The following is a 21,725-nucleotide window of genomic DNA, read 5'->3' on the forward strand; positions in this document are numbered from 1 at the left end:
CACACCCCCCCCCACGCCCCCCTCCCCCCCCCCTCTTCCCCCCCTCCCCTCCTTCCCTGGGTGGGTGTGGGTCCGGGGGGTAGGGGCGCCCCGGGGGGAGACGCCGGGCGCCGGGCGGCGGCCGGCCCACGGGCCGGTTTCGGCTGTCCCGCAGCGGAGTTGCACAGCACCCCCGTTGATCAGCTAGAGTCTGGAGCACGCCGAGGGGCGAGGCCGAAAGGCCGGATCCCGAGGAGTCACGCGGGTGTAGCTCAGTAGTAGAGCGCCCTCTTTCCAAGAGGGAGGCGCAGTGTGCGATCCCTGTCACCCGCTCTGACAGCATCAACCGGTTCTCACGAGCCGATTGATGGTGGTCATGCGGGTGTAGCTCAGTAGTAGAGCGCCCCCTTTCCAAGGGGGAGGCGCAGTGTGCGATCCCTGTCACCCGCTCCGGCAGTACCGACCACTCCGGTGGATCAGGTAAAGTAGCTGTCGCGCCGCCCGGTGAAAGCCGGACGGATGCATGCGGACGTAGCTCAGTTGGTAGAGCGCAACCTTGCCAAGGTTGAGGTCGCGAGTTCGAGCCTCGTCGTCCGCTCAGGAAAGAGACCCCGGTCATCGCGACCGGGGTCTTTTGTCTTTGCGCATCCGGGCCCGGCCGCGCGCCGGACCGGGCTCCGCCCGCCGCGGACCGGGCTCCGCCCGCCGCGGACCGGACCCCGACCGCCCGGGCACGGTTCCGTCTCCCTCCGGACGCCCTTCCCCCGCCCTTCCTGACATTTGTCATCTGCGGTGATGACAAGCCGCACTGCCCGGCGCCCGGTTCCGGCGGGAGCCTTGAAGCATGAACATCGGGGACACGAGCGAGCGCGTGATAGACGTCACGGGCCTGCGCAGACGGTACGGACCGTCCGGGGGCGGCCGGAAGGCCCAGGGCGGCAAGAAGGGCGCGACGGCCTTCGAGGCGGTGCGGGGCATCGACTTCTCCGTGGACCGCGGCGAGCTGTTCGCCCTGCTGGGGACGAACGGGGCGGGCAAGACCTCCACCCTGGAGCTCCTGGAGGGCCTGGCCGCGCCGACCGGCGGCACGGTGCGGGTGCTGGGACACAACCCGTACACGGAGCGCGCGAAGGTCCGGCCGCGGGTCGGCGCGATGCTCCAGGAAGGCGGGTTCCCCGCGGAGTTGACCGTGGAGGAGACCGTACGGATGTGGGCCGGTGCCACCACCGGCGCCCGGCCGGCCGAGGAGGCGCTGGCCACCGTCGGCATGACCAAGCGCAAGGACGTACGGGTCAAGCAGCTCTCCGGCGGCGAGCGGCGGCGGCTGGACCTGGCCACGGCGACGCTGGGACGGCCCGAGGTGCTCTTCCTCGACGAGCCGACCACCGGCCTGGACACCGAAGCCCGCCACACGACCTGGGAGTTGATCCGCGAACTGCGGGCGGGCGGCACGACGGTCGTGCTGACCACGCACTACCTGGAAGAGGCCCAGGAGCTGGCCGACCGCCTCGCGATCATGCACCAGGGCCGGATCGCGACGGCCGGCACCGTCGCGGACGTGGTGGCCACCCACCCCGCGCAGATCTCCTTCGAACTGCCCCCCGGTTACACGGTCGACGACCTGCCGCCGCTGCCGGAGCTGGGCGTCGAGGGACACGAGACGGCGGGCCGGATCCTGCGGCTGCGGACCTCCGACCTGCAACGGGCCGCGACCGGCGTGCTGACCTGGGCGCGGGACGAGGGAGTCGAGCTGCGGGGGCTGGACGCCCGCTCGGCATCGCTGGAAGAGGCGTTCCTGCGGATCGCCAAGGGTTTGGAGGACAAGTGAGCGTCACCGACGTCAAGGCCGTCGGACAACGGCCCGGTACGGGCTCCGCGACGGCCGCCCGTACGGGAGCGCGGGAGCGGCTGACCGCGCTGTTCCGCGCCGAACTGACCCTCCTGGGCCGTAACAAGACCGCGCTGTTCATGACGCTGCTGATGCCGCTGATCATGGCTTTCGCCATGCAGCAGGCGGTCTCCGAGATGCCGCTGCAGGCCAACGGCCTGTCGGTCGGCACGGTGCTGCTGCCGGGAACCATCGGCTTCGTCCTGCTCTTCGCGGTGTACTCGTCCGTCACCGGATCGCTGGTGACGCGGCGCGAGGAGCTGGTGCTCAAGCGGCTGCGCTGCGGTGAGCTGACGGACCGGGAGATCCTGGCCGGGTCGGCGCTGCCGGCGGTGCTCCTCGGGCTGGCGCAGATCGTCCTGCTGGCGGTGCTCGGCGGACTCGTCCTGCACACGGGCGCTCCCCGGGCCCCGCACCTGGTCGTGCTGGGCGTGCTCCTGGGCATGCTGATATCGGTGGCGATGGCCGCCGCCTCCACGGGCATCACCAAGACCGCCGAGGCGGCCCAGCTGACCACGATGCCGTTCGTCTTCGTCTCGATGGGCGGCTCCGGGATGATCGTGCCGCTGGACATCCTCCCCGACAAGGTCGCCACCGTCCTGGAGCTGCTGCCGCTCTCCCCGGTGATGGGGCTGATACGGGACGGCTGGCTCGCCGACGGCGACCTCACCGAAACGGTGAAGCGACTGGTCATCGCGTTGGTCTGGGCCGGGCTCGCGGTGTTTGCTGTACGTCGGTGGTTCCGCTGGGAGCCACGGCACTGACGATGTACGGCAATGTGGACGACGGGGGTGCGGGGCCGGTGTTCCACGGGCAGCTGCGCAAGTTGCGGGGGCGCGGCAGGGTCGCGCAGGTCTATCTGTGGGCGCGGTGGACGCTGTACGTCTCGCCGTGGCTGATGTGGATCGGCTGGCTCGCGGCGCCGCTCCTGACCGCGGCGGCCGACGCGCACCGCTCTCCGACGCTGATCCTGCCGGCGGTGGTGCTGGGGCTCGTGCAGTGCGGGGTCTACGTACCCGGCGTACGACGCGGACTCTCGCACTACGTGTACGGCACCCCCGCGCCGTGGCGGCTGATCGCCGCCTCGGGGGTGCTGTCGGCCGTGTCGGTCGTCCTGGTGACGGCCTTCGCCACCAGCCTGCCGATACGTGTGTCGCTCTACTCCACGGCGATGCTGTTCCCCGCCCTGCCCGCCGGATCGCTCCTCTCCCTGGTGATCAGGAAGCGCTGGCAGGCGGTGGCCTGCGTCGTGGCCTCGGCGCTCACCGTGGCGGGGCTGGCCCTTGCGGGCGTCCCGCTCAAGTACGCGTGGGGCCTGCCGTTCGCCTTCGCCTTCTCCGCGGCCTTCGCCGCGCTGACGTGCCGCAGCTGGGCCTGGATCCTCGCCGCGATGCGCGAGCTGGACGAGGCCAAGGGCGATCAGGCACGGCTGGCCGTCACCGAGGAGCGGCTGCGGTTCGCACGCGACATGCACGACGTGGTCGGCCGCAACCTGGCCGTGATCGCCCTCAAGAGCGAGCTGGGGGTACGGCTGGCTCGCAAGGGCCGTCCGGAGGCCGCCGACCAGATGGCGGAGGTGCAGCAGCTGGCCCAGGACTCCCAGCGGGAGGTACGGGACGTGGTGCGCGCCTACCGGGAGGCCGACCTTCAGGTGGAGCTGGCCGGGGCCCGGGCGGTGCTCCGGGCGGCCGGGGTGGAGTGCCTCATCGACCAGGAGGACAGTGCCGGGGTGCCGCAGCAGGTGCAGTCGGTGCTGGCCTGGGTCGTACGGGAAGGCACCACCAACGTACTGCGGCACGCGAACGCGGCCACCTGCTGGCTGACGCTGCGGGTCACCGGCACCGGCCCGGCCGGTGCCGGGCGGGCGGCCACGGCGGCGGGGCCCGGTCCGGCGGTGGTGTTCACGATGGAGAACGACGGCGTGGTGGCGGACGCCGTGCACCGCGGCGGCGGCAGCGGCATCGCCGGCCTGCGGGAACGGCTCGCCGCCCTCGGCGGCACCCTGACCGTCGGCCCCCGGCCGGACGGACGTTTCTGGCTGCGGGCCCACGTACCGCTGGAGAAGGACGAGCTGGACGGGTACGTGCCGGAGGCCGCCGTGGACGGGCGGGCCGCCGGGACGCGGGGATCGCTGTGAGGACGGACCGGGCGGCGCGGGCACGGACCGGCCGTGAGGCGCCGGGCACCACCGGGAGCCCCGGCCGCGGGGACGGAACGACGTGAGGGAAGCGGAGACCATGGCGGAGGCGCAGCGGGCGGAGGAGCCGGGGCGGATGTCCGAGCGGGTGCCGGAGGGCGAGAGCGGTCAGGGACCGGGCGCGGCGGAGGCTCCGGGAGCGGCAGGTGGGCCGGACGCGGCGGAGGGTCCCGAAGCGGCTGGGGCTCCGGACTCGGCCGGGGTCCCGGACGTGACAGGGGTCCCGGACGAGGCACGGGCTCCGGGCTCGGCCGGGGCTCCGGCGCCGCTGCGGGTGCTGCTCGCTGACGACGAGCATCTGATCCGGGGTGCGCTGGCGGCGCTGCTGGCGCTGGAGGACGACCTCCAGGTGGTGGCGGAGGCCGCTTCCGGACCGGAGGCGCTGGCGATGGCACTGGCCCACCGTCCCGACATCGCCGTACTGGATCTGCAGATGCCGGGGCTGGACGGTGTGGCGGTGGCCACATCCCTGCGCAGCCGGCTGCCCGGCTGCCGGACCATGATCGTGACCAGTCACGGTCGCCCCGGCCATCTGAAGCGGGCCTTGGAGGCGGGGGTGCGGGGGTTCGTCCCGAAGACCGTCTCGGCCCAGCGGCTGGCCGAGATCATCCGCACGGTGCACGCCGGAAACCGTTATGTGGACCCGGAGTTGGCGGCCGACGCGATCAGCGCCGGGGACTCGCCGCTGACCGTACGGGAGGCGGAGGTGCTGGAGTACGCGGAGAACGGCGCGCCCATCGCGGAGATCGCGGAGCGGGCCGCGCTGTCGCCGGGAACGGTGCGCAACTACCTCTCCTCGGCCGCCGCGAAGCTGTGCGCGGAGAACCGTCACGCGGCAGCGCGCATCGCCCGCGCCCGAGGTTGGCTATAGTGGAGCCCGCACCGCGCCGCAGAGCGCGGGGCAGGCGGACGTAGCTCAGTTGGTAGAGCGCAACCTTGCCAAGGTTGAGGTCGCGAGTTCGAGCCTCGTCGTCCGCTCAGGTAAAAGGCCCCGGTCATCGCGACCGGGGCCTTTCGCCATACGGGCGGTACCGACGGTACGGGCAGCACTGGCGGTACCAGCGGTACGGGCATTACCGGCGGCGCGGGCGGGGAGTGGTGTCACTCCCCGCCCGTACGTCACGACCAGGCCAGCCCGGTGAGCCGCTCGTACGCCTCGATGTACTTGGCTCGGGTGCGCTCGACCGTCTCCCGGGGCAGGGCCGGGGGCGGCTGCTCGCTCCTGCGGTCCCAGCCGGAGGCGGGCGAGGTCAGCCAGTCGCGGACGAACTGCTTGTCGAAGGACGGCTGGGACCGGCCCGGCTGCCACTCGTCCGCCGGCCAGAAGCGCGAGGAGTCCGGGGTGAGGACCTCGTCCGCCAGCGTCAGCCGCTGCTCGCCGTCGAAGCCGAACTCGAACTTGGTGTCCGCCAGGACGATGCCGCGTTCGCGGGCGATGTCGCGGGCGCGCCCGTACACGGCGAGGGTGGTCTGCCGGAGCTGGGCGGCGACCTCGGCGCCGACCTGGCGGGCGACCTCCTCGTACGGGACGTTCTCGTCGTGCTCCCCGACGGCGGCCTTGGTGGCGGGGGTGAAGATCGGCCCGGGCAGCTCCGAGCCGTCGGACAGCCCCTCCGGCAGCGCCAGCCCGCAGACCGTACGGGTCTGCTCGTACTCCGCGAGGCCGGAGCCGGTGAGGTAGCCACGGGCGACGCACTCCACCGGGACCATGGCCAGCGACGTGCAGACCGTCGTACGGCCCTCCCAGTCCGCGGGGGCGCCGGGGGGCAGGTCCGTGGACAGCACGTGGTTGGGGACGAGGTCGGCGAGCTGGTCGAACCACCACAGGGAGAGCTGGGTCAGCACGCGTCCCTTGTCGGGGATCTCGGTGGGCAGCACCCAGTCGTAGGCGGACATACGGTCGCTGGCGACCATGATCAGCTCGCCGTCGACGTTCTGGTAGAGGTCGCGCACCTTGCCGGTGTGGAGGTGGGTGAGCCCCGGTACCTCCACTGCCTCGGGCTTTTCTACAAAACCGGACACGCTGCCTCCGCGTAGGTTGATCCAGGCCCCTCGCCCCGATTCTTCCGCATGCGGGATGGGAACGGCGTCGCAGGGTCTGAGGTGGCCGGTTGCGGGCGGCCGTTCGGGGTGGGGCGCCGGGCACGGGCGGGTCAGGCCGGGCCAGGACCGGGCGGACCCGGCTCAGACTCGGTCGCGGCGCGCCGCGCGGGTGACCGCACCGAGGGTGAGGACGGCCAGCACCGCGGCGCCCGTGAGGACGGCGGGCGGCGGGACCAGCGCGCTGAGCAGAGTGATCACGTACGGGGCGAAGAAGCCCAGGTAGGCGAGGGTCCAGAAGCGGGCGGTCAGGCGGGCCAGCCGGTGCGGCGGCGCCAGGGCGGCGACCTCGGTCAGCCCGTACGCCACACAGAGCCCGTAACCGCCGCCGAGCACCATGGCGGCGATCAGCGCCACGACGGGCTGGCTGGCCGCGACGGCGACGGCGGCGACGACCAGGCCGAGCGCGACGGCCGCCAGCCCGGCCGCGGCGGTGGCGAAGCGGTGCCGGGCGGCGAGCCGGCGGGCGAGGGGCGCCACGAGGAGCCCGGCGCCGGGGGTCACGGCGGTGGCGACACCCGCGTACACGGTCTGCCAGCCGTCCAGACGGGCGCCGACGAGCCCGGGGAGCGTCACGAAGGCGATGGTGGGGGCAGCGAACACCCAGGGTGCCACCGGGACGACCAGCCGCCGGAAGGGCGCACCGGACGGCTGGTGGGCGGCGGAGCGCGTCTCGGCGGTGGCGGTCGTCCGTGCCTCGCCGACGACTGGGCCGGGTGCTGCCCCGGTACGGCCCGTTTCCGGCGCACGGGCGGCCGCCACCGCGGCCACCGCCGAGAGCACCAGATGCGGGATGTACGCGGTGACCATCGGGTGCGGCGCCCACTGGGCGATCAGCGCGGCGGCCAGCCCGCCGGAGGCGAAGCCCGCCGAGAGGAAGAGTCCGGAGCGGCGGGCCGCCGTGCCGGGCGGGGTGGCCGGGTCGTACGGGGCGGACGAGAGCTCCTTGATCCAGACGCTGCCCGCGGTGAGCAGGGCGCCCGCGCCGAGGCCGGTCAGGAAACGGCCCGGCCACAGCAGCCAGGCGGCGGCCGGGCCCGCCATCAGCAGGCAGGTCGCGACGGCGGCGGTGGCGAGCGCGGTGAAGACGACCGGGCGCCGGCCGCGCCGGTCGGCCAGCGGGCCGCCCAGCAGCAGCCCGGGGATCAGGCCGAGGACGTACACCGCGAAGAGGGCAGTGGTGGTGGCCGTGGTCAGGCCCAGGTCGTCACGGTAGGCGCCGAGGAGGGCGGAGAACTGGTTGGCGCTCCAGCCGGAGGCGGTCATCAGCCAGCCGGCGCGCAGCCAGTGGCGGTGGGGGCGGGGGCGGGAGTCGGTGCGGGGGCCGGTGCGGGGGCCGGTGCAGTGATCGGTAGAGGGAGCGATGCGGTGATCGGCAGGGGAATCGGCGCGGGCTTCGATGCGGGGATCGGTACCGGGGTCGGCGGCGGGCGTGCTCATGAGAGCCGTTGTACGAGGCCGGAGGCCTCCGGCGCCGCCTCCGTTCAGGAATCGTGAACGGCCCCCCGAGCCGGACGCCCGCGCGTTTTATCGTGGCACCTATGGACCTGCGACGGCTGTCTTCCTTCTTGGCGGTGGTCGAGGAAGGACACTTCGGACGGGCCGCATCGCGGCTCTTCCTGTCGCCGGCCGCGGTCACCCAGCACGTGCAGCAGCTGGAGCGCGAGCTCGGCACCCGGCTGCTGGACCGCGGCAACGGCCCCGTACGGCCGACTGCCGCCGGGCAGCGGCTGGCCTCCCACGCCCGTACGCTGCTGGCCGCCGCGAACGCCGCCGTGGAGGACGTGACCGAGGCGGCGCAGCGCGCCTCGGCGGCGTCGTCCCTGACGGCTCGCGGCCTGCGGGTGGGGGTGATGGGGCACGGTTCGGCCGAGGTCACACCGGCGGCCGTCAACGCCTTCCGCCGGGCCCGCCCGGACGTCCCGCTGAAGCTGGTCCAGCTGACCTTCACCGAGCACTGCAGCGCGCTCCGCGAGGACCGGGTGGACGTCGCCTTCGTACGGCCCGCGATCCAGAGCGAGGACATCGAGGTGGACGTCCTGACCACCGAGCAGCGGATCGTCGCGGTCCCGGCCGCCTCGCAGCTGGCGGACGCGGCGGCGACGGGCGTACGGGTCGCGGACATCATCGACCTGCCGTACCTGCGGCTGCCCCGGCACACCCCGCGGCCGTTCACCGACTACCTGTACTTCGACGAGGGCGAGCGCCGCGCCCCGGACTGCGCGCTGACCCCGCACGACGTGCTGACGAGCGTCGCGGCGGGCCGCGGGGCGGGCTCCGGGCTGAAGTCCTTCGCCCGTTACTACCCGTGGCCCGGGACGGTGTACGTGCCGGTGCTGGACGCGCCGTGCGCGCACAGCGTGCTCGCGACGCGGGCGGGCGACCCCAACCCCGAGGTGCGGATCTTCCGCGCCCTGACGGTGGCACTGGCACGGGAGCTGGGGCCGTTCGCGGCGCGCTAGCGTCGGGAGCGGTATCGGCGGGGCGTGTCGGTGGCGGGCCCGTTCGTACCGGGTCCGTCGTACCGGGTCCGCAGCCCCCGGGACAGGCCCCCGCCGCTCCGGTTCAGTCGCGCTTGCAGATCCGGTCGAGCAGATTGGCCGTGGCGCGCTGGACGCGCTCGTCGACATGGCCCGGGCGGTCCAGGGCCGGTGACCAGGCGAAGGTGCCGGACGCGAAGACCAGGGCGCCGCTCAGGGCCCGGTACAGCGACGTCTCCTGGTGGCGGCGGGTGCCCTCGCTGTCCTCGTACGGGGAGTGCGCCAGCAGGATCCGGTGGCTGTGCTCGGGCAGGGGCGTGCGGGGGAAGTAGCGGTCGGCCTCGCCGGCGACGAGGCCCGGCAGTTCGTCGCCCTCGTGGGCTCCGGTCGCCTCCCACATCCAGTGGTCGGCGTTGCGGACGACCAGCGGCGCGGGCTCCGGGACCCTGCCGGCGTACTGGATGCCCATCAGCTGCTGCTCCGGGTCTCCGGCCTCGCGCCACAGGGCCGGACGGCCGGGCCCCTGCCGTTTTCGGCAGCTGAGCAGCGAATCCGGACCGGCAGGCGACGGGGCCAGTTCGACCTGCCAGTACATGGTGTTGGCGGACAGGAAGACGAGCGAGGTGCCACTGTCGCGGGCCAGTTCGGCGGTCCGGCGCATGGGCTGGGACCAGTACTCGTCGTGGCCGGGGAAGACCAGACCGCGGTAGCGGGACGGGTCGACCAGCCCGGCGTGCAGGTCGCGGGCGTCGGCGTACGCGAGGTCGTAGCCGTAGCGCTCGGCCCAGCGGATGAAGTCGTAGGCGTGGCCCACATGCAGCGGCAGGCCGGCGCCCGCGTACGGGCGGTCGAAGGAGACGGTGGTGGCGGCGTCCGCCTCGCCGAGCAGCGAACCGTCCGGGTCCCAGGCGTGGTACAGGCTGGCGCCGGTGCGGCCGTCCTCCGGGTAGAGGTTGTAGGCCTGCCAGGTGATGTCGGGCAGGAGCAGCAGGAGGTCGGCGGGGTGGGCGTCGCGGACCGTGAAGGGGACGTGGCTGCGGTGGCCGTCGGCGGTGGTCAGGACGGCGACGTAGGCGCCCAGCTTCCAGTACGTCGGGACCTGGAGGCGCCAGGACAGCCACCAGTGGTGGCAGGAGACCGTGCGGTCGGCGGCGAGCGGCGCGGGCTGCACGATGCCGGCCAGCCGGGGACTGGTGGTGATCTTGGCGGCGCCGGTGCCCGCGTAGTGGCCGATGCGGTAGATGTCGATGCTGAAGGGCTGCGGCGGGTCGACCGAGACGCGGAAGTCGATGGCCTCGCCGGGGGCCACCGCGCCGGTGCTCACGAAGCCCTTGATCTGCTGCCGTACGTCATCGGCCGTGCGGGGGCCCGCGCTGGAGCGGGGCGAGGGCAGGCGCTTCTCGCCGGGGGCCACCGCCGGGTCGACGTACCAGGGGACCACCTGACCGGAGTCGAAGTAGTTCTCACTGCCGCGCAGCCAGGGCAGCGGGCCCTGGCCGAACGGATCCGTGACCGCGTGCGCAAGCGCTCCCGACTCCCAGCGCCGGATCTGCTCCGTCCCCACCTCGTACTCCCCTCCCTGCGTCCCCCCGCCGACTGAGCAGGCCGCCGCGGCACTCAGATTTCGTGCTCGATTGAACGACTGGGGCCACCCCCAGCACATCACATTACGCACTTGCACCGTCACCCTTCGTCGTGAATTCGCGAGGGTTCCGGCCATGAACGACGAACGGGAGGGGAACATTCAGCCCGGTCGTGCGGGTGATGCTCAGCAGGTGCCGACAACAGGCGCACTCGGCTTCTTCATGCCCCCGAATGCGCCCCCGTACGCTCCCTGCGCGCCCTTGGCGCCCCTCACACGAGCCGGACCGGCTTCTCGGGCCGCACCCCGACCTCGCCGAGCCAGTCGCCCAGCGGACCGGCGTCACCGTCGTCGACGAGCCGGAGCACCGGGTGGCCCAGGTCCGAACGGCGCACGCCGTCGACCAGCAGGACCGGCCCGTCGAGCCAGTCCAGGCCGGGGGCGGCGCCGGCGGTGTCCACGGCGGCACAGCACACCATCGCGGTCACGTGGTCGGCGAGCAGCTCACGGCCCGTGCGCGGGGGCTGCATCGGGAACAGCGGGAGCCCGTCGGCGAGACCGTCGCCCCAGGTGACGCCCGGCACGCCCGCGTCCGGGCCGTCGGCCGCGGTCTTGCGGGCCGCCTGGCGCTCCGCCTCCGCGCGCTCCTCACGCGCCACCTCGGCACCGAGCCGGGCGGCGACGAGGTCACCCGCGCGCTCGTGCGCCATCAGGCGTTCGATGACCCGTATCAGCGTCGGGCCGGAGCTCTCCGGGCCGGGGTCGACGGACGGGGCGGACGGCTCGGGCTCCGGCTCGGACGCCGGCTCCGGCTGGAGCTCCGGGTGGGGGTGGGGACGGGCCACGGGTCGCGGCTGGGGGTGGGGGTCGGGTCGCGGCTGGGGGTCGGGCCCGGGCGGCTCCACCGTCAGGTCCCCGGGGACCGGGCGGGGTATGGGGAACTCGGATGGGGCAGACCGAGCGGACCGGGCGGGCCGCTCCGGCGCCGCCGGGGGGCGCGAGGACCGCGCGCCGTCGCCCGGGACCAGCGGGAGCGCGTCCAGGACCCGGTGCAGCCGGGCCGCTTCCTGGCGCCACTTGCGGTCCACGACCTCTTCCGGATACTGCTGCCAGCCGACCGGGGACCAGTCGGGTCCCGGCTCGGCCGGGCCGCCGTGGAAGAGCCGGGCGGCCAGGAGGGAGGCGGCGCGGTCCACGGCGCCGGGCTCCTCCAGGAGGTCGCACGCCGGGCGCTCGCCCAGGCGGGAGGCGAAACCTTCGGCCAGACGGTCGCGGCGGGACAGTTCGGTGAGCGCGGAGACCACCCCGGCGTCCAGCCGGGAGGGCCAGCGGCCCATCCGCCAGGCGGGCAGCGCGACCCGGGTCAGCAGGCGGTCCCAGCCCGCGTACGCCAGGCCGACCTGCTCCTGGGCGACGATGCGCAGGCCGTAGTCCACGCTCTGGGCGCGCTCGGACGCGGCGGCGGCCACGCACCGCTCCATCTCCAGGGCGTGCTCGCGGCAGGCCCGCAGCAGCAGCCGCGCGACCCAGCCGACGAACGCGGGCGCCGGTGCGGCCAGCGGGCTCCTGGCGCGCGCGGAGACCGCCACCGCGGCGTCCAGGCCCCGTACGAAGCGGCGGGCCGCGGCTATGTCCGGGTTGGCGGAGGGGCCGGTGCCGGCCACGACGGGCGCCAGCAGCGCCCGCAGCTCGGCGACCCGCATCCACCACATGAACGGCGATCCGATCACCAGGACCGGCGCCTGCACGTCGCGCGCGCCGTCACGCGCTCCCGCGCCCGCCGCCTCCCCCACGCCCCCGCGCGCCGCGCGGCCGCGTGGCGGGGCGTGCGCCCGGTGGGTACGGTCCTCCAGCCAGCTGTCGCAGTCGGGCGTCAGGGCTATCGCGGACGGCGCGGGCACCCCCAGGCGGTCGGCCAGGTCCCGTACCAGGCGGTACAGGTCGGGGGCCGAGGACTCCGCTATCGGGACCGACGGGCTCAGCGCGGGCCGGGCCCGCACGATGACGGTCGTGACCAGCGCCGCCAGCAGCAGCACGACCAGCGCGAGGCCCGTCACGGCCCAGCGCGCCGTGTCCCAGCCGCTGGAACTCGTGACCGGGTCGGCGCGGCCGATCCGGCCGGTGAGGCCGCCGACGAGCAGCACCACGGCCACCGCCGCGGGCACCAGGGCCACGCCCAGCGCCGCGCCGCGGATCCGCAGCACCGCGAGCGCGCGGGCGCGCGCCGCCTCTGCTCCTGCTTCCGGACCTGCCACCAGCCTGTACACCCCCTGCTGCCCTGATCAACGGGACGAAGAGAACACGGGACGACAAGAGCGGGGCAACGGTGCCGGGGCCGCTGACGGCTTCCGGCGGCGTTGCTCACTCTCCACCACTGTGGCACCGGCCACTGACATCGCAATGCCGGTGAGCCACTTGCCGGACGCCGTCGCGGCAGCCGGGCCGCGGGGCGGCACGGGCGCCGCTCGACGCTTGCGGGGAACCCTAGTTGGGGCTTCCCTCCCCGTCAGCCGGATGGCGGTGCGGTCACTCGATGGAATGGCTTTGGGTAAAGCCGGGAGCCCCATCCCGGCCACATTCGTCCGGGTCGCCCAGGTCGTCCGGAACGGGACGTAGCGGGCGCGGAGCGGCCCCCGACCGCACACTGCCCCCGGGCGGGCCCGGGGGCAGAACAGCAGCAGGCGGGGAGCCGGCCAGGGCCGTACGCCGCCCCTCAGCTCTCCCCTGCCGCCCGCGCCGCGATGTCCGTACGGTGGTGCGACCCGTCCAGCGTGATCCGGCCGAGCGCCCGGTAGGCGCGCTCCCGGGCCGCGGCCAGGTCGGCGCCGACGGCCGTCACGGACAGCACCCGGCCGCCCGCGCTGACGACCTCGCCGGTGGCGGCGTCCTGCTTCGTGCCGGCGTGCAGGACGTACGCGCCGGGCGCGTCCTTCTCCGCCACCTCGGTCAGGCCGCCGATCGGGTCGCCGGTGCGCGGCGTACCGGGGTAGTTGTGCGAGGCCACCACGACCGTCACCGCGGCGTCGTCGCTCCAGCGCAGCGGCGGCAGCGCGGCGAGCGTGCCGGTCGCGGCGGCGCGCAGCAGCGCGGACAGCGGGGTACGCAGCCGGGCCAGCACGACCTGGGTCTCCGGGTCGCCGAAGCGCGCGTTGAACTCGATGACGCGCACGCCGCGCGAGGTGATCGCCAGGCCCGCGTACAGCAGCCCGGAGAAGGGCGTGCCGCGGCGGCGCAGTTCGTCGACGGTGGGCTGCAGGACGGTCTGCAGCACCTCGTCGACCAGCTTGGGGTCGGCCCACGGCAGCGGGCTGTAGGCGCCCATGCCGCCGGTGTTCGGTCCCTGGTCGGCGTCGTGGGCGCGCTTGAAGTCCTGGGCGGGCTGCAGCGGTACGACGGTCTCGCCGTCGGTGACGGCGAACAGGGAGACCTCGGGGCCGTCCAGGAACTCCTCGATGACGACGCTCCCGCGCCGCCCGGACGGCGCGGGAGGTGCCCCCGCGCAGGCCAGCGCATGGGCGCGGGCGGCCTCGATGTCCTCGGTGACCACGACGCCCTTGCCGGCCGCCAGGCCGTCGTCCTTGACCACGTACGGAGCGCCGAACGCGTCCAGCGCCGCGTCGATCTCCTCCGGGGTGGTGCACAGGTAGCTGCGGGCGGTGGGCACCCCCGCGGCGGCCATCACGTCCTTGGCGAACGCCTTGGAGCCCTCCAGTTCGGCCGCCTGCGCGGACGGCCCGAAGACCGGGATGCCGCGCTCGCGGACGGCGTCGGCGACCCCGGCGACCAGCGGCGCCTCGGGGCCGACCACCACGAGGTCCGCTTCCAGGCGCTGCGCCAGGTCTGCCACGGCCGCGCCGTCGACGGCATCGACGGTGTGCAGCTCGGCCACTTCCGCGATGCCGGCGTTGCCGGGGGCGCAGTGCAGCGCGGTGACGTCGGGGTCGAGGGACAGTGAGCGGCACAGGGCGTGTTCGCGGGCGCCGCCGCCGATGACGAGGACCTTCACGTGAGCAGCCTAGTCGCCGCCGGCGCCGGGGCGGGGCGGCGCCCCCGCGGGCCCCGTACGGCCGGGCGGGGCCCGCGGGGGACGAGACGGGCGGAAGGCGGGGAAACCGTACGACGCCGGGCAGTAGCCACTCTTTCGAGTGAGAGCGGGCATGGCCCTATACCTGATTCCGCACCACTTCCGGGCGGAAATAAAGCGATCTTGGGGGCGAGGCCCACCGTTCGGCGGTAGGAAGGTGGATGCGCACCGGCCGTCTCGTACGTACCGCGCGCACCGCACGTATCTGCATGAGGGAGTGCACGGGTGAGTCAGCCGGAGATGCAGCCCGAGGGGCTCCCTCGGGAGGAGCGCGGGGGCGGCCGCGGTGATCTGGGGAGCCGCCCCTTCCCGCTCGGGGACTGGGGCGAGCCGGCTGAGCGCCTCGACGAGCTGTACCACTGGGTCGAGGAGGGTGCCCTGCGGGCCGCCTCCTGGTACCTGCACGACCGGGTGGCCAAACGGCGCGGTGCGCGGGCGCTGCGCCTGGGGGCCGCGGCCGGCGTGGCGACGGGCGGCCTGATGCCGCTGCTCGATCTGACCGGGGTGGCGCCCGGGGGCGCGAAGTGGGGGTATCTGGCGCTGCTGGTGGCGGCCGCGTGCGTGGCCGGCGACCGGTTCTTCGGGGTGACCGCGGGCTGGATGCGGGACGTGGCGACAGCGCAGGCGGTGCAACGGCGGCTGGAGGCCCTCCAGTTCGACTGGGCCTCGGAGAACGTGCGCGAGGTCCTCGGCCCTACGGAGGGCACGGCGGGCGAGGCGGCGGAGCGCTGCCTGGGTGTCCTGCGCCGGTTCAACGAGGACATCGCGGAGCTGGTGCGGGCCGAGACCGCCGACTGGATGGCCCAGTTCCGCCCGGGCCCGCTGCCGCCGGCCGCGCGGGCTACCGCGCAGTGGGGTCAGCGCCCGGAGCCCGGCGGCCCGCAGCCCGGCCGGATCACGCTCCCGCCGGGCACCCGCCCGAACATGCCGCGGCAGCGGCCACCCGAGTCACCGCGCTGAGGCGTACACCGCTCGCACGCCGGGCGGGCGCGAATGGCGCGCGCCGGTGCACGTGCGGTCACCAACCACCGGCCACCGGCCACCAGCCACCGGCCACCGGCCACCGGCCACCATCAACTGAACACGATCATCGACCCTTGGCCCAGACTGCGGGTCGCCGCGGCGTGCAGCCCCAGCCAGACGTGCCGTTCCCGCGCGAACGGGCCGTCATCGAGGGGCGGCCCCTCCACCCGTTCCTCCAGCGTGGTGGGCCGCGAGGGCGGCTGCGGCGCGGCCGGCGGATTGGCCGGATCGATACCGATGGATGGCGCGACCAGTTCGAGATCGCGCAGCAGGCCGTGCGCGGAGCCCAGCGGACCGCCGCCCTCCAGCAGTTCGTCGGTGGCCAGCGGGTGCGGGAAATCGACCGGAACGTACGCCCCGGCGTGGTCGTAGTGCCAGACCAGGTGGGACTCCTGGGCCGTGGTCTCGAACATCTCCAGCAACTGCTCGTAGTCCCCGCCCAGTTCGTCCACCGGCGTCACTTCGAGCCCGCAGATCCGCAGCAGGTACGCGCGCCGCAGGAAGTGCAGCGCGTCGTAGTCGAAGCCCGCTACGGGGGCGACGTCCCCGGACAGGCCGGGCATGTAGCTGAAGACGGGGACGGGCGGCAGTCCCGCCTCCGTGAGCGCCTGGTCGTAGGCGGCGATCTCTTCGGAGAAGGGGTTGTCGGGGCTGTGGCACAGCACATCGACAAGGGGGACCAGCCACAGGTCACATGCCACGAGATGAGGCTCGCTTCCGGTCGGGTGGGGGGCGGTCGGGACAGCGTAGTGCTACCCGGGGCCACCGACGAGAGCGAGGGAGTGCTCGTTGTACTCGCGCACCAGCCGCTGCGCCTCGGGCAGGTCGTGCCGGACGACGGCGCCGACCAGATCGCGGTGGCCGTGCCACAGCCGGCCGCGCAGGTCCGCCTCGCGCCGCAGCAGCGGTACGGCGAAGACCCAGCTCTGGACCCGCACCCGGTCCAGGAAGTCACTGATGTACGGGTTTCCCACCAGACTGCCCAGTTCGCGCCAGAAGCGCAGGTCGTACCCGATCAGTACGTCCAAGTCACCGGCCCGCGCGGCCCGTTCGGCCTCCTCAGCGCGGCGCCTGATGGACATCAGCACCGCGGGCGACGCGGTGCTCAGCGCCCGTTTCGCGCGGGTGCGGAAGATGCCCTCGACGATCAGGGTGCGCGCCTCGACCATGGCCCGGTAGTCCTCGGCCGTGAAGGCGTGCACGCGGAAGCCGCGGTGCTGTTCGACGTCGAGGAGACCCTGGGCGCACAGGTCGAGCAGCGCCTCGCGTACGGGTGTCGCGGAGACCCCGTACTGCTCGGCGATCTCCTTGACCGTGAACTGGTCTCCGCAGGGCAGCCGTCCGGCCAGCACCTCGTCGCGCAGCGCGTCGGCGATCTGCTGGCGCAGCGTGTTGCGCCGTATGACTGCGCTGCCTGGGCCGGCGGGCATCGTGTCCGTCTCCTTCGGCGGCCGCGTGGGCCCCGGGGGCCCGTGCGACCGCATGGTCCGTAGACCGCGCAAGGAGAGCGGCCCTCGCCCTCACGATAGGCGAGGGGGACGGGCGGGGCGACGGTGGCGCGGGGGCGGCCCGGGACGGGGGGGGCCGCCGGGCCGGTCCGGCGGCCCCGCCCCCCCGGATTCAGCGCGTGTGCGCGTCCGCCGCCGACAGGGCCGCGTCCAGGACCGCCAGGCCCTCCTTCGCCTCGGCCTCCGAGACGGTGCAGGCCGGGACGACGTGCGTACGGTTCATGTTCACGAAGGGCCACAGGCCGCCGCGCTTGCAGGCCGCCGCGAACTCGGCCATCGGGGCGTTGGCCGCGCCCGACGCGTTGTACGGGACCAGCGGCTCGCGCGTCTCCTTGTCCTTGACCAGCTCCAGCGCCCAGAAGACGCCCAGTCCGCGCACCTCGCCGACCGAGGGGTGCCGCTCCGCGAGGGCGCGCAGTCCGGGTCCGATGACCCGCTCGCCGATCTCCGCGGCGTTCTCCACGATCTTCTCCTCGGCCATCGCGTTGATCGTGGCGACGGCGGAAGCGCAGGCCAGCGGGTGCCCGGAGTAGGTCAGGCCGCCCGGGTAGGGACGCTGGTCGAAGGTGGCGGCGATCTCGGCGGAGATGGCGACGCCACCCAGCGGTACGTAGCCGGAGTTGACGCCCTTGGCGAAGGTCAGCAGGTCAGGCGTGACACCGAAGTGGTCGGCGGCGAACCAGCGGCCCGTACGGCCGAAGCCCGCCATGACCTCGTCGAGGATGAAGACGATGCCGTACCGGTCGCAGATCTCGCGGACGCCAGCCAGGTAGCCGGGCGGGGGAACCATGATCCCGGCGGTGCCGGGGACGGTCTCCAGGATGACCGCGGCGATCGACTGCGGCCCCTCGAAGGCGATGGTGTCCTCCAGGTGCGCGAGGGCGCGCTCGCACTCCTGGGCCTCGTTCTCCGCGTGGAAGGGTGACCGGTACAGGAAGGGTCCCCAGAAGTGCACGACACCGGCCGAGGCGGTGTCGGAGGGCCAGCGGCGCGGGTCGCCGGTCAGGTTGATCGCGGCGGCGGTGGCGCCGTGGTACGAGCGGTAGGTGGAGAGCACCTTGGCGCGGCCGGTGTGCAGGCGGGCCATGCGGACCGCGTTCTCCACGGCCTCCGCGCCGCCGTTGGTGAAGAAGATCTTGTCGAGGTCGCCGGGGGTGCGCTCGGCGACCAGCCGGGCGGCCTCGGAGCGGACGTCCACGGCGAAGCCCGGCGCGAGGGTGCACAGCTTGCCGGCCTGCTCCTGGATCGCGGCGACGACCTTCGGGTGCTGGTGGCCGATGTTGGTGTTGACCAGCTGGGAGGAGAAGTCGAGGTAGCGGTTGCCGTCGTAGTCCCAGAAGTACGAGCCCTCGGCGCCGGCGACCGGCAGCGGGTCGATCAGACCCTGCGCGGACCAGGAGTGGAAGACGTGCGCGCGGTCGGCGGCCTGCACCGCCGCGCCGGCTGCCGGGTCGGGTTGCGTCGTGGTCACGGTCACTACCTCGGATCGCTCGGGCCCGCCAGGGGGCACGGTACGGCGGACGCCTTCAGCCTACGGAGCACCGCGTGACGCGAGGTACCGACACTGTGTATGGCGCTCACCACGGGCGCAGACAGTCTGTCGGTGGGGCTGTAGGAAGCTCCAGGACGGGTGGGGCGGACGAGGCGGAGGATGTTTCCGAGTCGTGGCGGCTCAGGGCGGCGGCTCAGTCGTCATCGTCGTCGTCCGGGGCGGGCACGGCCTGCGGGCGGCCGTCCGCCCCGCAGTGGAGCGTGTACGCGTGGTCGTCGTCGGAGTGGTCGTCGAGCGGCTCGAACTCGATCGCGGCGGTGGCGGCCGGACCGCGCCGTACGTCGTCCGCGCGGTAACCGGTGGCCGGGCTCCAGACCGTCAGGTAGACGCGGCCGTCCGTACGGCACTCGGCGGTGGCGCTGCCTCCGGCCAGGCGAACCGTTCCGCCGCCGGCGGGCCGGGCCGACGGGGAACCGGGGGCGGTACCGGAGGCGGGGCCGGGTGCGGTGCCGGACGGTGGGCCGGACCCAGCCGGGCCGGAGGACGAACCGGAACCCGGCCCCGGCTTCGGGGAGCCCGGTTCCGGCGAGGCGGCGCGGGCCGCGGCGAGTTTGTCCCGTACGCCCCCGTCGTCCAGCGGCACGGCCCGCGCGTTGCGCTCACCGGTGTCGGCACTCGCCAGCGACCAGGCGCCGAGACCGCCCGCCGCGGCCACCGCACACACCCAGGCCGCCGTCGCCGCCACACTGCGCCACGCCATCGCGCCGTCCTTCCTGCCGTCGTGCCGTACGGCCCCCGGGGGGGCCGTACGTCCGGTGTCACCGTCGCCGCCACCCTCCCGCACCCTTTCCTAACGTCCGGTTAAGGCGCGGACAAACCCCTGGCCCGGCACGTGCCGTCCGCCCGCGTCGTCTCCCGCCGCGGCGGCGCGCCTGGTTACGGTGACGGGCATGTCCCACCTCCTCGTCGTCGAGGACGACCCCCAGCTCCGCGGCGCGCTGCTGCGCGCGCTGCGCGACCGCGGCCATGCCGTGGCCACCGCGGCGACCGGCATGTCCGGCCTGGACGCCGCCGTGACGGACCGCCCGGACCTCGTCGTCCTGGACCTCGGACTGCCGGACGTGGACGGGGCGCAGGTGCTGCGGATGCTGCGGGCCGTCAGCGACGTACCGGTGATCGTCGCCACCGCGCGCGACGAGGAGCCGGACATGGTCGCGGTCCTCGGTGACGGTGCCGACGACTACATCGTCAAGCCCTTCGGCGCTGCTCAGTTGGACGCCCGCATCAAGGCGGTGCTGCGCCGCCTCGGCACCGCCGAACCGGAGCCCGCACTGCGGGTCGGCGGCCTGCGCGTGGACGCGGCCGCGCGCGAGGTGTCCCTGGACGGCGCGCCGCTCGACCTGACGCCGCGCGAGTTCGACCTGCTCGCCTACCTGGCGCGCCGCGCGGGCCAGGTGATCTCCCGGCGGGAACTGCTGGCGGAGGTGTGGCAGCAGCCGCTGGGCGGCGCCGACAAGACGGTGGACGTCCACCTGTCGTGGCTGCGCCGGAAACTGGGCGAGACGGCGCAGCGGCCGCGCTATCTGCACACGGTCCGGACGGTGGGGGTCAAACTGGCGGCGCCGGACACGGAGGCGGGAGAAGGTCCGGGCCCTTCCGACGTCCCGGCGCCTTCGGACGCCCCTTCGGACGACCCGGCCCTTTCGGGTGACCCGGCCCCTTCGAACACCCCGGACGCGGCGGGCGGCCCGGCCCCGGCGGACGGCGCGATCCCGGCGAACGCCCCGGGCCCCGCGCACGCCCCGCACCCCGCCCCCGAGGGCGGCACCCCGCCCCGTAAGCCGTAACCATGCGCCGCAGCCTGCTCCTCCTGACCGCCGCGACCACCGCGCTCGTCCTCGCCGCCCTGCTGGTCCCGCTCGCCCTGCTCACCCGCAGCCACGCCGCCGACCGGGCCACCGCCGACGCCACCTCGCGCGCCCACTCGCTGGCCACCGGAGTCGGTCAGGCGCTGGCCGGCGCGCCGGGCGGGGCACAGGGTGGCGGCTCCGGCGGGACTCCGGACGCGCGCCGGGCCGCCGCGGGCATCGTCGACTCGGCCAACGGCCCCGGCCTCCCCCGTACCTCGGTCGTGCTCGCCGACGGAGCGGTGCTCGGGCCCGCCGCGCCCGTCACCGACGCGGTCCGGCTGGCCCGCTACGGGAGGGCGTTCACGTACGAGCCGCCCTCAGGGGGCCGTACCGTCCTGGTGCCCGTGCAGGGGGTGGCGGGCGGCACCGCGGTCGTTCTCGTCGCCCTGTCGGAGAGCCAGCTGTACGCGGGCACGCTGGCCTCGTCGCTGGAGATCGCCGGGATCGGGGTGGCGCTGGTCCTGCTCGGGCTGCTGGTCGCCGACCGGCTCGGTGCCCGACTGGTCGGCTCGGCGCGCCGTCTGTCCCAGGTCGCCGACCGGCTGGCCGCGGGTGACCTGGCGGCCCGCGCCGAGCCGTCCGGTCCGCCCGAGCTCCGTGCGGTGGCGCGCGAGGTGAACCACCTGGCGGACCGTATCGACGGCTTCCTGGCCGCGGAACGGGAGAACGCGGCCGACCTCGCGCACCGGCTGCGCACCCCCGTCGCCGCGCTGCGCCTGGACGCGGAGGGGCTGCGCGACCCGGCGGAGGCGGAGCGGATCGCGGCGGACGTGGCGGCGCTGGAGCGCAGCGTCGACGACATCATCCGTACGGCACGCGAACCGCTGCGCGCGGCCCGGCGGGGTACGGCGGGCACGGAGGCGGGCATGTCACCGGCCCGCGCCGCGCAGCACCCGGCCCGCGCCGATCTGGCCGCCGCCGCCCGCGAACGTGCCGACTTCTGGCGCCCGCTGGCGGAGGACCAGGGCCGCGAGCTGGGGTTTCAGGCTCCTGACGATCCCGTCGTCGTACGGGCCGACGCGGCCGGGCTGGCCGCGGCCGTGGACGCCCTGATCGGCAACGTCTTCGACCACACCCCGGACGGCGCCGGGCTGCGCGTCACGGTCGCCCGCGAGAACGGTGGCGGCTGCCGTCTCACCGTCGAGGACGACGGTCCCGGATTCCCCGCCGGGCACGTCCCGGAGCGCGGCCGCAGCGGCGGCGGCTCGACGGGCCTGGGCCTGGACATCGTGCGCCGGGCGGCGGAGGAGTCGGGCGGCTCGCTGGAGTGCGGCACGGCGGCCGGGGGCGGCGCACGCGTCACGGCCCGCTTCGGCCCGGCGGTCCCGGGCCGAAGCGCCTGACGGCCCTCGGCCGCCCGGCCCCGGCCGCCCCCTCCGGTCAGGAGCGCCCTAGGCGGTGTCTTCAAATGATCTTGCATGGTGGATCATGGTCGGGTGATACGTCGACATGAGCTCTCAGATGCCGAGTGGGAGTTCGTCC

At 74.4% G+C, this 21,725-nt stretch carries 16 protein-coding genes, 4 tRNA genes and 1 pseudogene; 12 read left to right on the forward strand and 9 right to left on the reverse strand.

Annotation, left to right across the window (positions count from 1 at the left end; translation table 11 throughout):
• The first annotated feature begins 240 nt into the window (after positions 1-240).
• From ACZ4Z1_RS37025 to ACZ4Z1_RS37060, 8 genes are all read left to right on the forward strand, one after another.
• Positions 241-312: transfer RNA gene (locus ACZ4Z1_RS37025), tRNA-Gly, on the forward strand.
• A 45-nt stretch (positions 313-357) separates the two neighbouring features.
• Positions 358-429, forward strand: a tRNA-Gly gene (locus ACZ4Z1_RS37030).
• Positions 430-504: 75 nt separating this feature from the next.
• Positions 505-577, forward strand: a tRNA-Gly gene (locus ACZ4Z1_RS37035).
• A gap of 246 nt (positions 578-823) precedes the next feature.
• The gene (locus ACZ4Z1_RS37040) at positions 824-1,807 is read left to right on the forward strand and encodes an ABC transporter ATP-binding protein (protein ID WP_468491066.1); all 984 of its coding nucleotides are present in this window, start codon (positions 824-826) and stop codon (positions 1,805-1,807) included.
• On the forward strand, positions 1,804-2,631 hold the full coding sequence (locus ACZ4Z1_RS37045) for an ABC transporter permease (protein ID WP_468491067.1): 828 nt from the start codon (positions 1,804-1,806) through the stop codon (positions 2,629-2,631). Before ACZ4Z1_RS37040 ends, ACZ4Z1_RS37045 begins: the two co-directional genes overlap by 4 nt.
• Positions 2,604-4,004: a sensor histidine kinase gene (locus tag ACZ4Z1_RS37050; RefSeq protein ID WP_468491068.1), complete on the forward strand. Its 1,401-nt coding sequence runs from the start codon at positions 2,604-2,606 to the stop codon at positions 4,002-4,004. Before ACZ4Z1_RS37045 ends, ACZ4Z1_RS37050 begins: the two co-directional genes overlap by 28 nt.
• A 271-nt stretch (positions 4,005-4,275) precedes the next feature.
• Positions 4,276-4,935, forward strand: a complete 660-nt coding sequence (locus ACZ4Z1_RS37055) for a response regulator transcription factor (protein ID WP_468491084.1) — start codon at positions 4,276-4,278, stop codon at positions 4,933-4,935.
• Between the two features lie 34 nt (positions 4,936-4,969).
• Positions 4,970-5,042 (forward strand) — tRNA-Gly (locus ACZ4Z1_RS37060).
• 141 nt (positions 5,043-5,183) lie between these two features.
• On the opposite strand, the gene ACZ4Z1_RS37065 is transcribed toward ACZ4Z1_RS37060, so the two are convergent.
• On the reverse strand, positions 5,184-6,086 hold the full coding sequence (locus tag ACZ4Z1_RS37065; protein WP_468491069.1) for a phosphoribosylaminoimidazolesuccinocarboxamide synthase: 903 nt from the start codon (positions 6,084-6,086) through the stop codon (positions 5,184-5,186).
• A gap of 162 nt (positions 6,087-6,248) precedes the next feature.
• Positions 6,249-7,604 carry an MFS transporter gene (locus tag ACZ4Z1_RS37070; RefSeq protein ID WP_468491070.1) on the reverse strand — a complete coding sequence of 452 codons (1,356 nt, stop codon included), beginning with the start codon at positions 7,602-7,604 and terminating at the stop codon, positions 6,249-6,251.
• A gap of 101 nt (positions 7,605-7,705) precedes the next feature.
• Between ACZ4Z1_RS37070 and ACZ4Z1_RS37075 the strand changes: the two genes are divergently transcribed.
• On the forward strand, positions 7,706-8,626 hold the full coding sequence (locus ACZ4Z1_RS37075) for a LysR family transcriptional regulator (protein WP_468491071.1): 921 nt from the start codon (positions 7,706-7,708) through the stop codon (positions 8,624-8,626).
• A gap of 103 nt (positions 8,627-8,729) precedes the next feature.
• Here ACZ4Z1_RS37075 and ACZ4Z1_RS37080 read toward each other — a convergent pair whose 3' ends face one another.
• From ACZ4Z1_RS37080 to purD, 3 genes are all read right to left on the reverse strand, one after another.
• On the reverse strand, positions 8,730-10,208 hold the full coding sequence (locus tag ACZ4Z1_RS37080; RefSeq protein WP_468491072.1) for a N,N-dimethylformamidase beta subunit family domain-containing protein: 1,479 nt from the start codon (positions 10,206-10,208) through the stop codon (positions 8,730-8,732).
• A gap of 290 nt (positions 10,209-10,498) precedes the next feature.
• Positions 10,499-12,484: a hypothetical protein gene (locus ACZ4Z1_RS37085; protein WP_468491085.1), complete on the reverse strand. Its 1,986-nt coding sequence runs from the start codon at positions 12,482-12,484 to the stop codon at positions 10,499-10,501.
• Between the two features lie 455 nt (positions 12,485-12,939).
• Complete coding sequence (gene purD / locus ACZ4Z1_RS37090) at positions 12,940-14,232, reverse strand: phosphoribosylamine--glycine ligase (protein ID WP_468491073.1); 1,293 nt, start codon at positions 14,230-14,232, stop codon at positions 12,940-12,942.
• Between the two features lie 303 nt (positions 14,233-14,535).
• Between purD and ACZ4Z1_RS37095 the strand changes: the two genes are divergently transcribed.
• Complete coding sequence (locus ACZ4Z1_RS37095; protein ID WP_468491074.1) at positions 14,536-15,270, forward strand: SLATT domain-containing protein; 735 nt, start codon at positions 14,536-14,538, stop codon at positions 15,268-15,270.
• Between the two features lie 113 nt (positions 15,271-15,383).
• Here the strand turns inward: ACZ4Z1_RS37095 and ACZ4Z1_RS37100 are convergent, their stop codons facing one another.
• The 4 genes from ACZ4Z1_RS37100 to ACZ4Z1_RS37115 form a co-directional block, all read right to left on the reverse strand.
• Positions 15,384-16,034, reverse strand: coding sequence for a hypothetical protein (locus ACZ4Z1_RS37100; RefSeq protein WP_468491075.1), 651 nt, complete (start codon positions 16,032-16,034; stop codon positions 15,384-15,386).
• Between the two features lie 51 nt (positions 16,035-16,085).
• Positions 16,086-16,763, reverse strand: a complete 678-nt coding sequence (locus ACZ4Z1_RS37105) for a GntR family transcriptional regulator (RefSeq protein WP_468491076.1) — start codon at positions 16,761-16,763, stop codon at positions 16,086-16,088.
• A 190-nt stretch (positions 16,764-16,953) separates the two neighbouring features.
• Positions 16,954-18,312, reverse strand: a complete 1,359-nt coding sequence (locus ACZ4Z1_RS37110; RefSeq protein WP_468491077.1) for an aminotransferase class III-fold pyridoxal phosphate-dependent enzyme — start codon at positions 18,310-18,312, stop codon at positions 16,954-16,956.
• A 214-nt stretch (positions 18,313-18,526) separates the two neighbouring features.
• Complete coding sequence (locus tag ACZ4Z1_RS37115) at positions 18,527-19,093, reverse strand: hypothetical protein (protein ID WP_468491078.1); 567 nt, start codon at positions 19,091-19,093, stop codon at positions 18,527-18,529.
• 190 nt (positions 19,094-19,283) lie between these two features.
• On the opposite strand from ACZ4Z1_RS37115, the pseudogene ACZ4Z1_RS37120 reads away from it, so the two are divergent.
• Positions 19,284-19,958 (forward strand): annotated as a pseudogene (locus tag ACZ4Z1_RS37120) (response regulator transcription factor); the annotation flags it as partial.
• 224 nt (positions 19,959-20,182) lie between these two features.
• A complete protein-coding gene (locus tag ACZ4Z1_RS37125) occupies positions 20,183-21,586 on the forward strand; it encodes a sensor histidine kinase (RefSeq protein WP_468491079.1) in 1,404 nt (467 codons plus the stop codon).
• The last annotated feature ends 139 nt before the right edge of the window (positions 21,587-21,725 follow it).

The sequence above is a fragment of the Streptomyces sp. NPDC030165 genome (assembly GCF_055573595.1).

Excerpts from the sequence above, each read along its gene's own strand:
- ACZ4Z1_RS37115 (WP_468491078.1), bottom strand. The coding sequence starts at position 19,093 with ATGGCGTGGCGCAGTGTGGCGGCGACGGCGGCCTGGGTGTGTGCGGTG.
- ACZ4Z1_RS37070 (WP_468491070.1), bottom strand. The coding sequence starts at position 7,604 with ATGAGCACGCCCGCCGCCGACCCCGGTACCGATCCCCGCATCGAAGCC.
- ACZ4Z1_RS37105 (WP_468491076.1), bottom strand. The coding sequence starts at position 16,763 with ATGCCCGCCGGCCCAGGCAGCGCAGTCATACGGCGCAACACGCTGCGC.
- ACZ4Z1_RS37040 (WP_468491066.1), top strand. The coding sequence starts at position 824 with ATGAACATCGGGGACACGAGCGAGCGCGTGATAGACGTCACGGGCCTG.
- ACZ4Z1_RS37075 (WP_468491071.1), top strand. The coding sequence starts at position 7,706 with ATGGACCTGCGACGGCTGTCTTCCTTCTTGGCGGTGGTCGAGGAAGGA.
- ACZ4Z1_RS37125 (WP_468491079.1), top strand. The coding sequence starts at position 20,183 with ATGCGCCGCAGCCTGCTCCTCCTGACCGCCGCGACCACCGCGCTCGTC.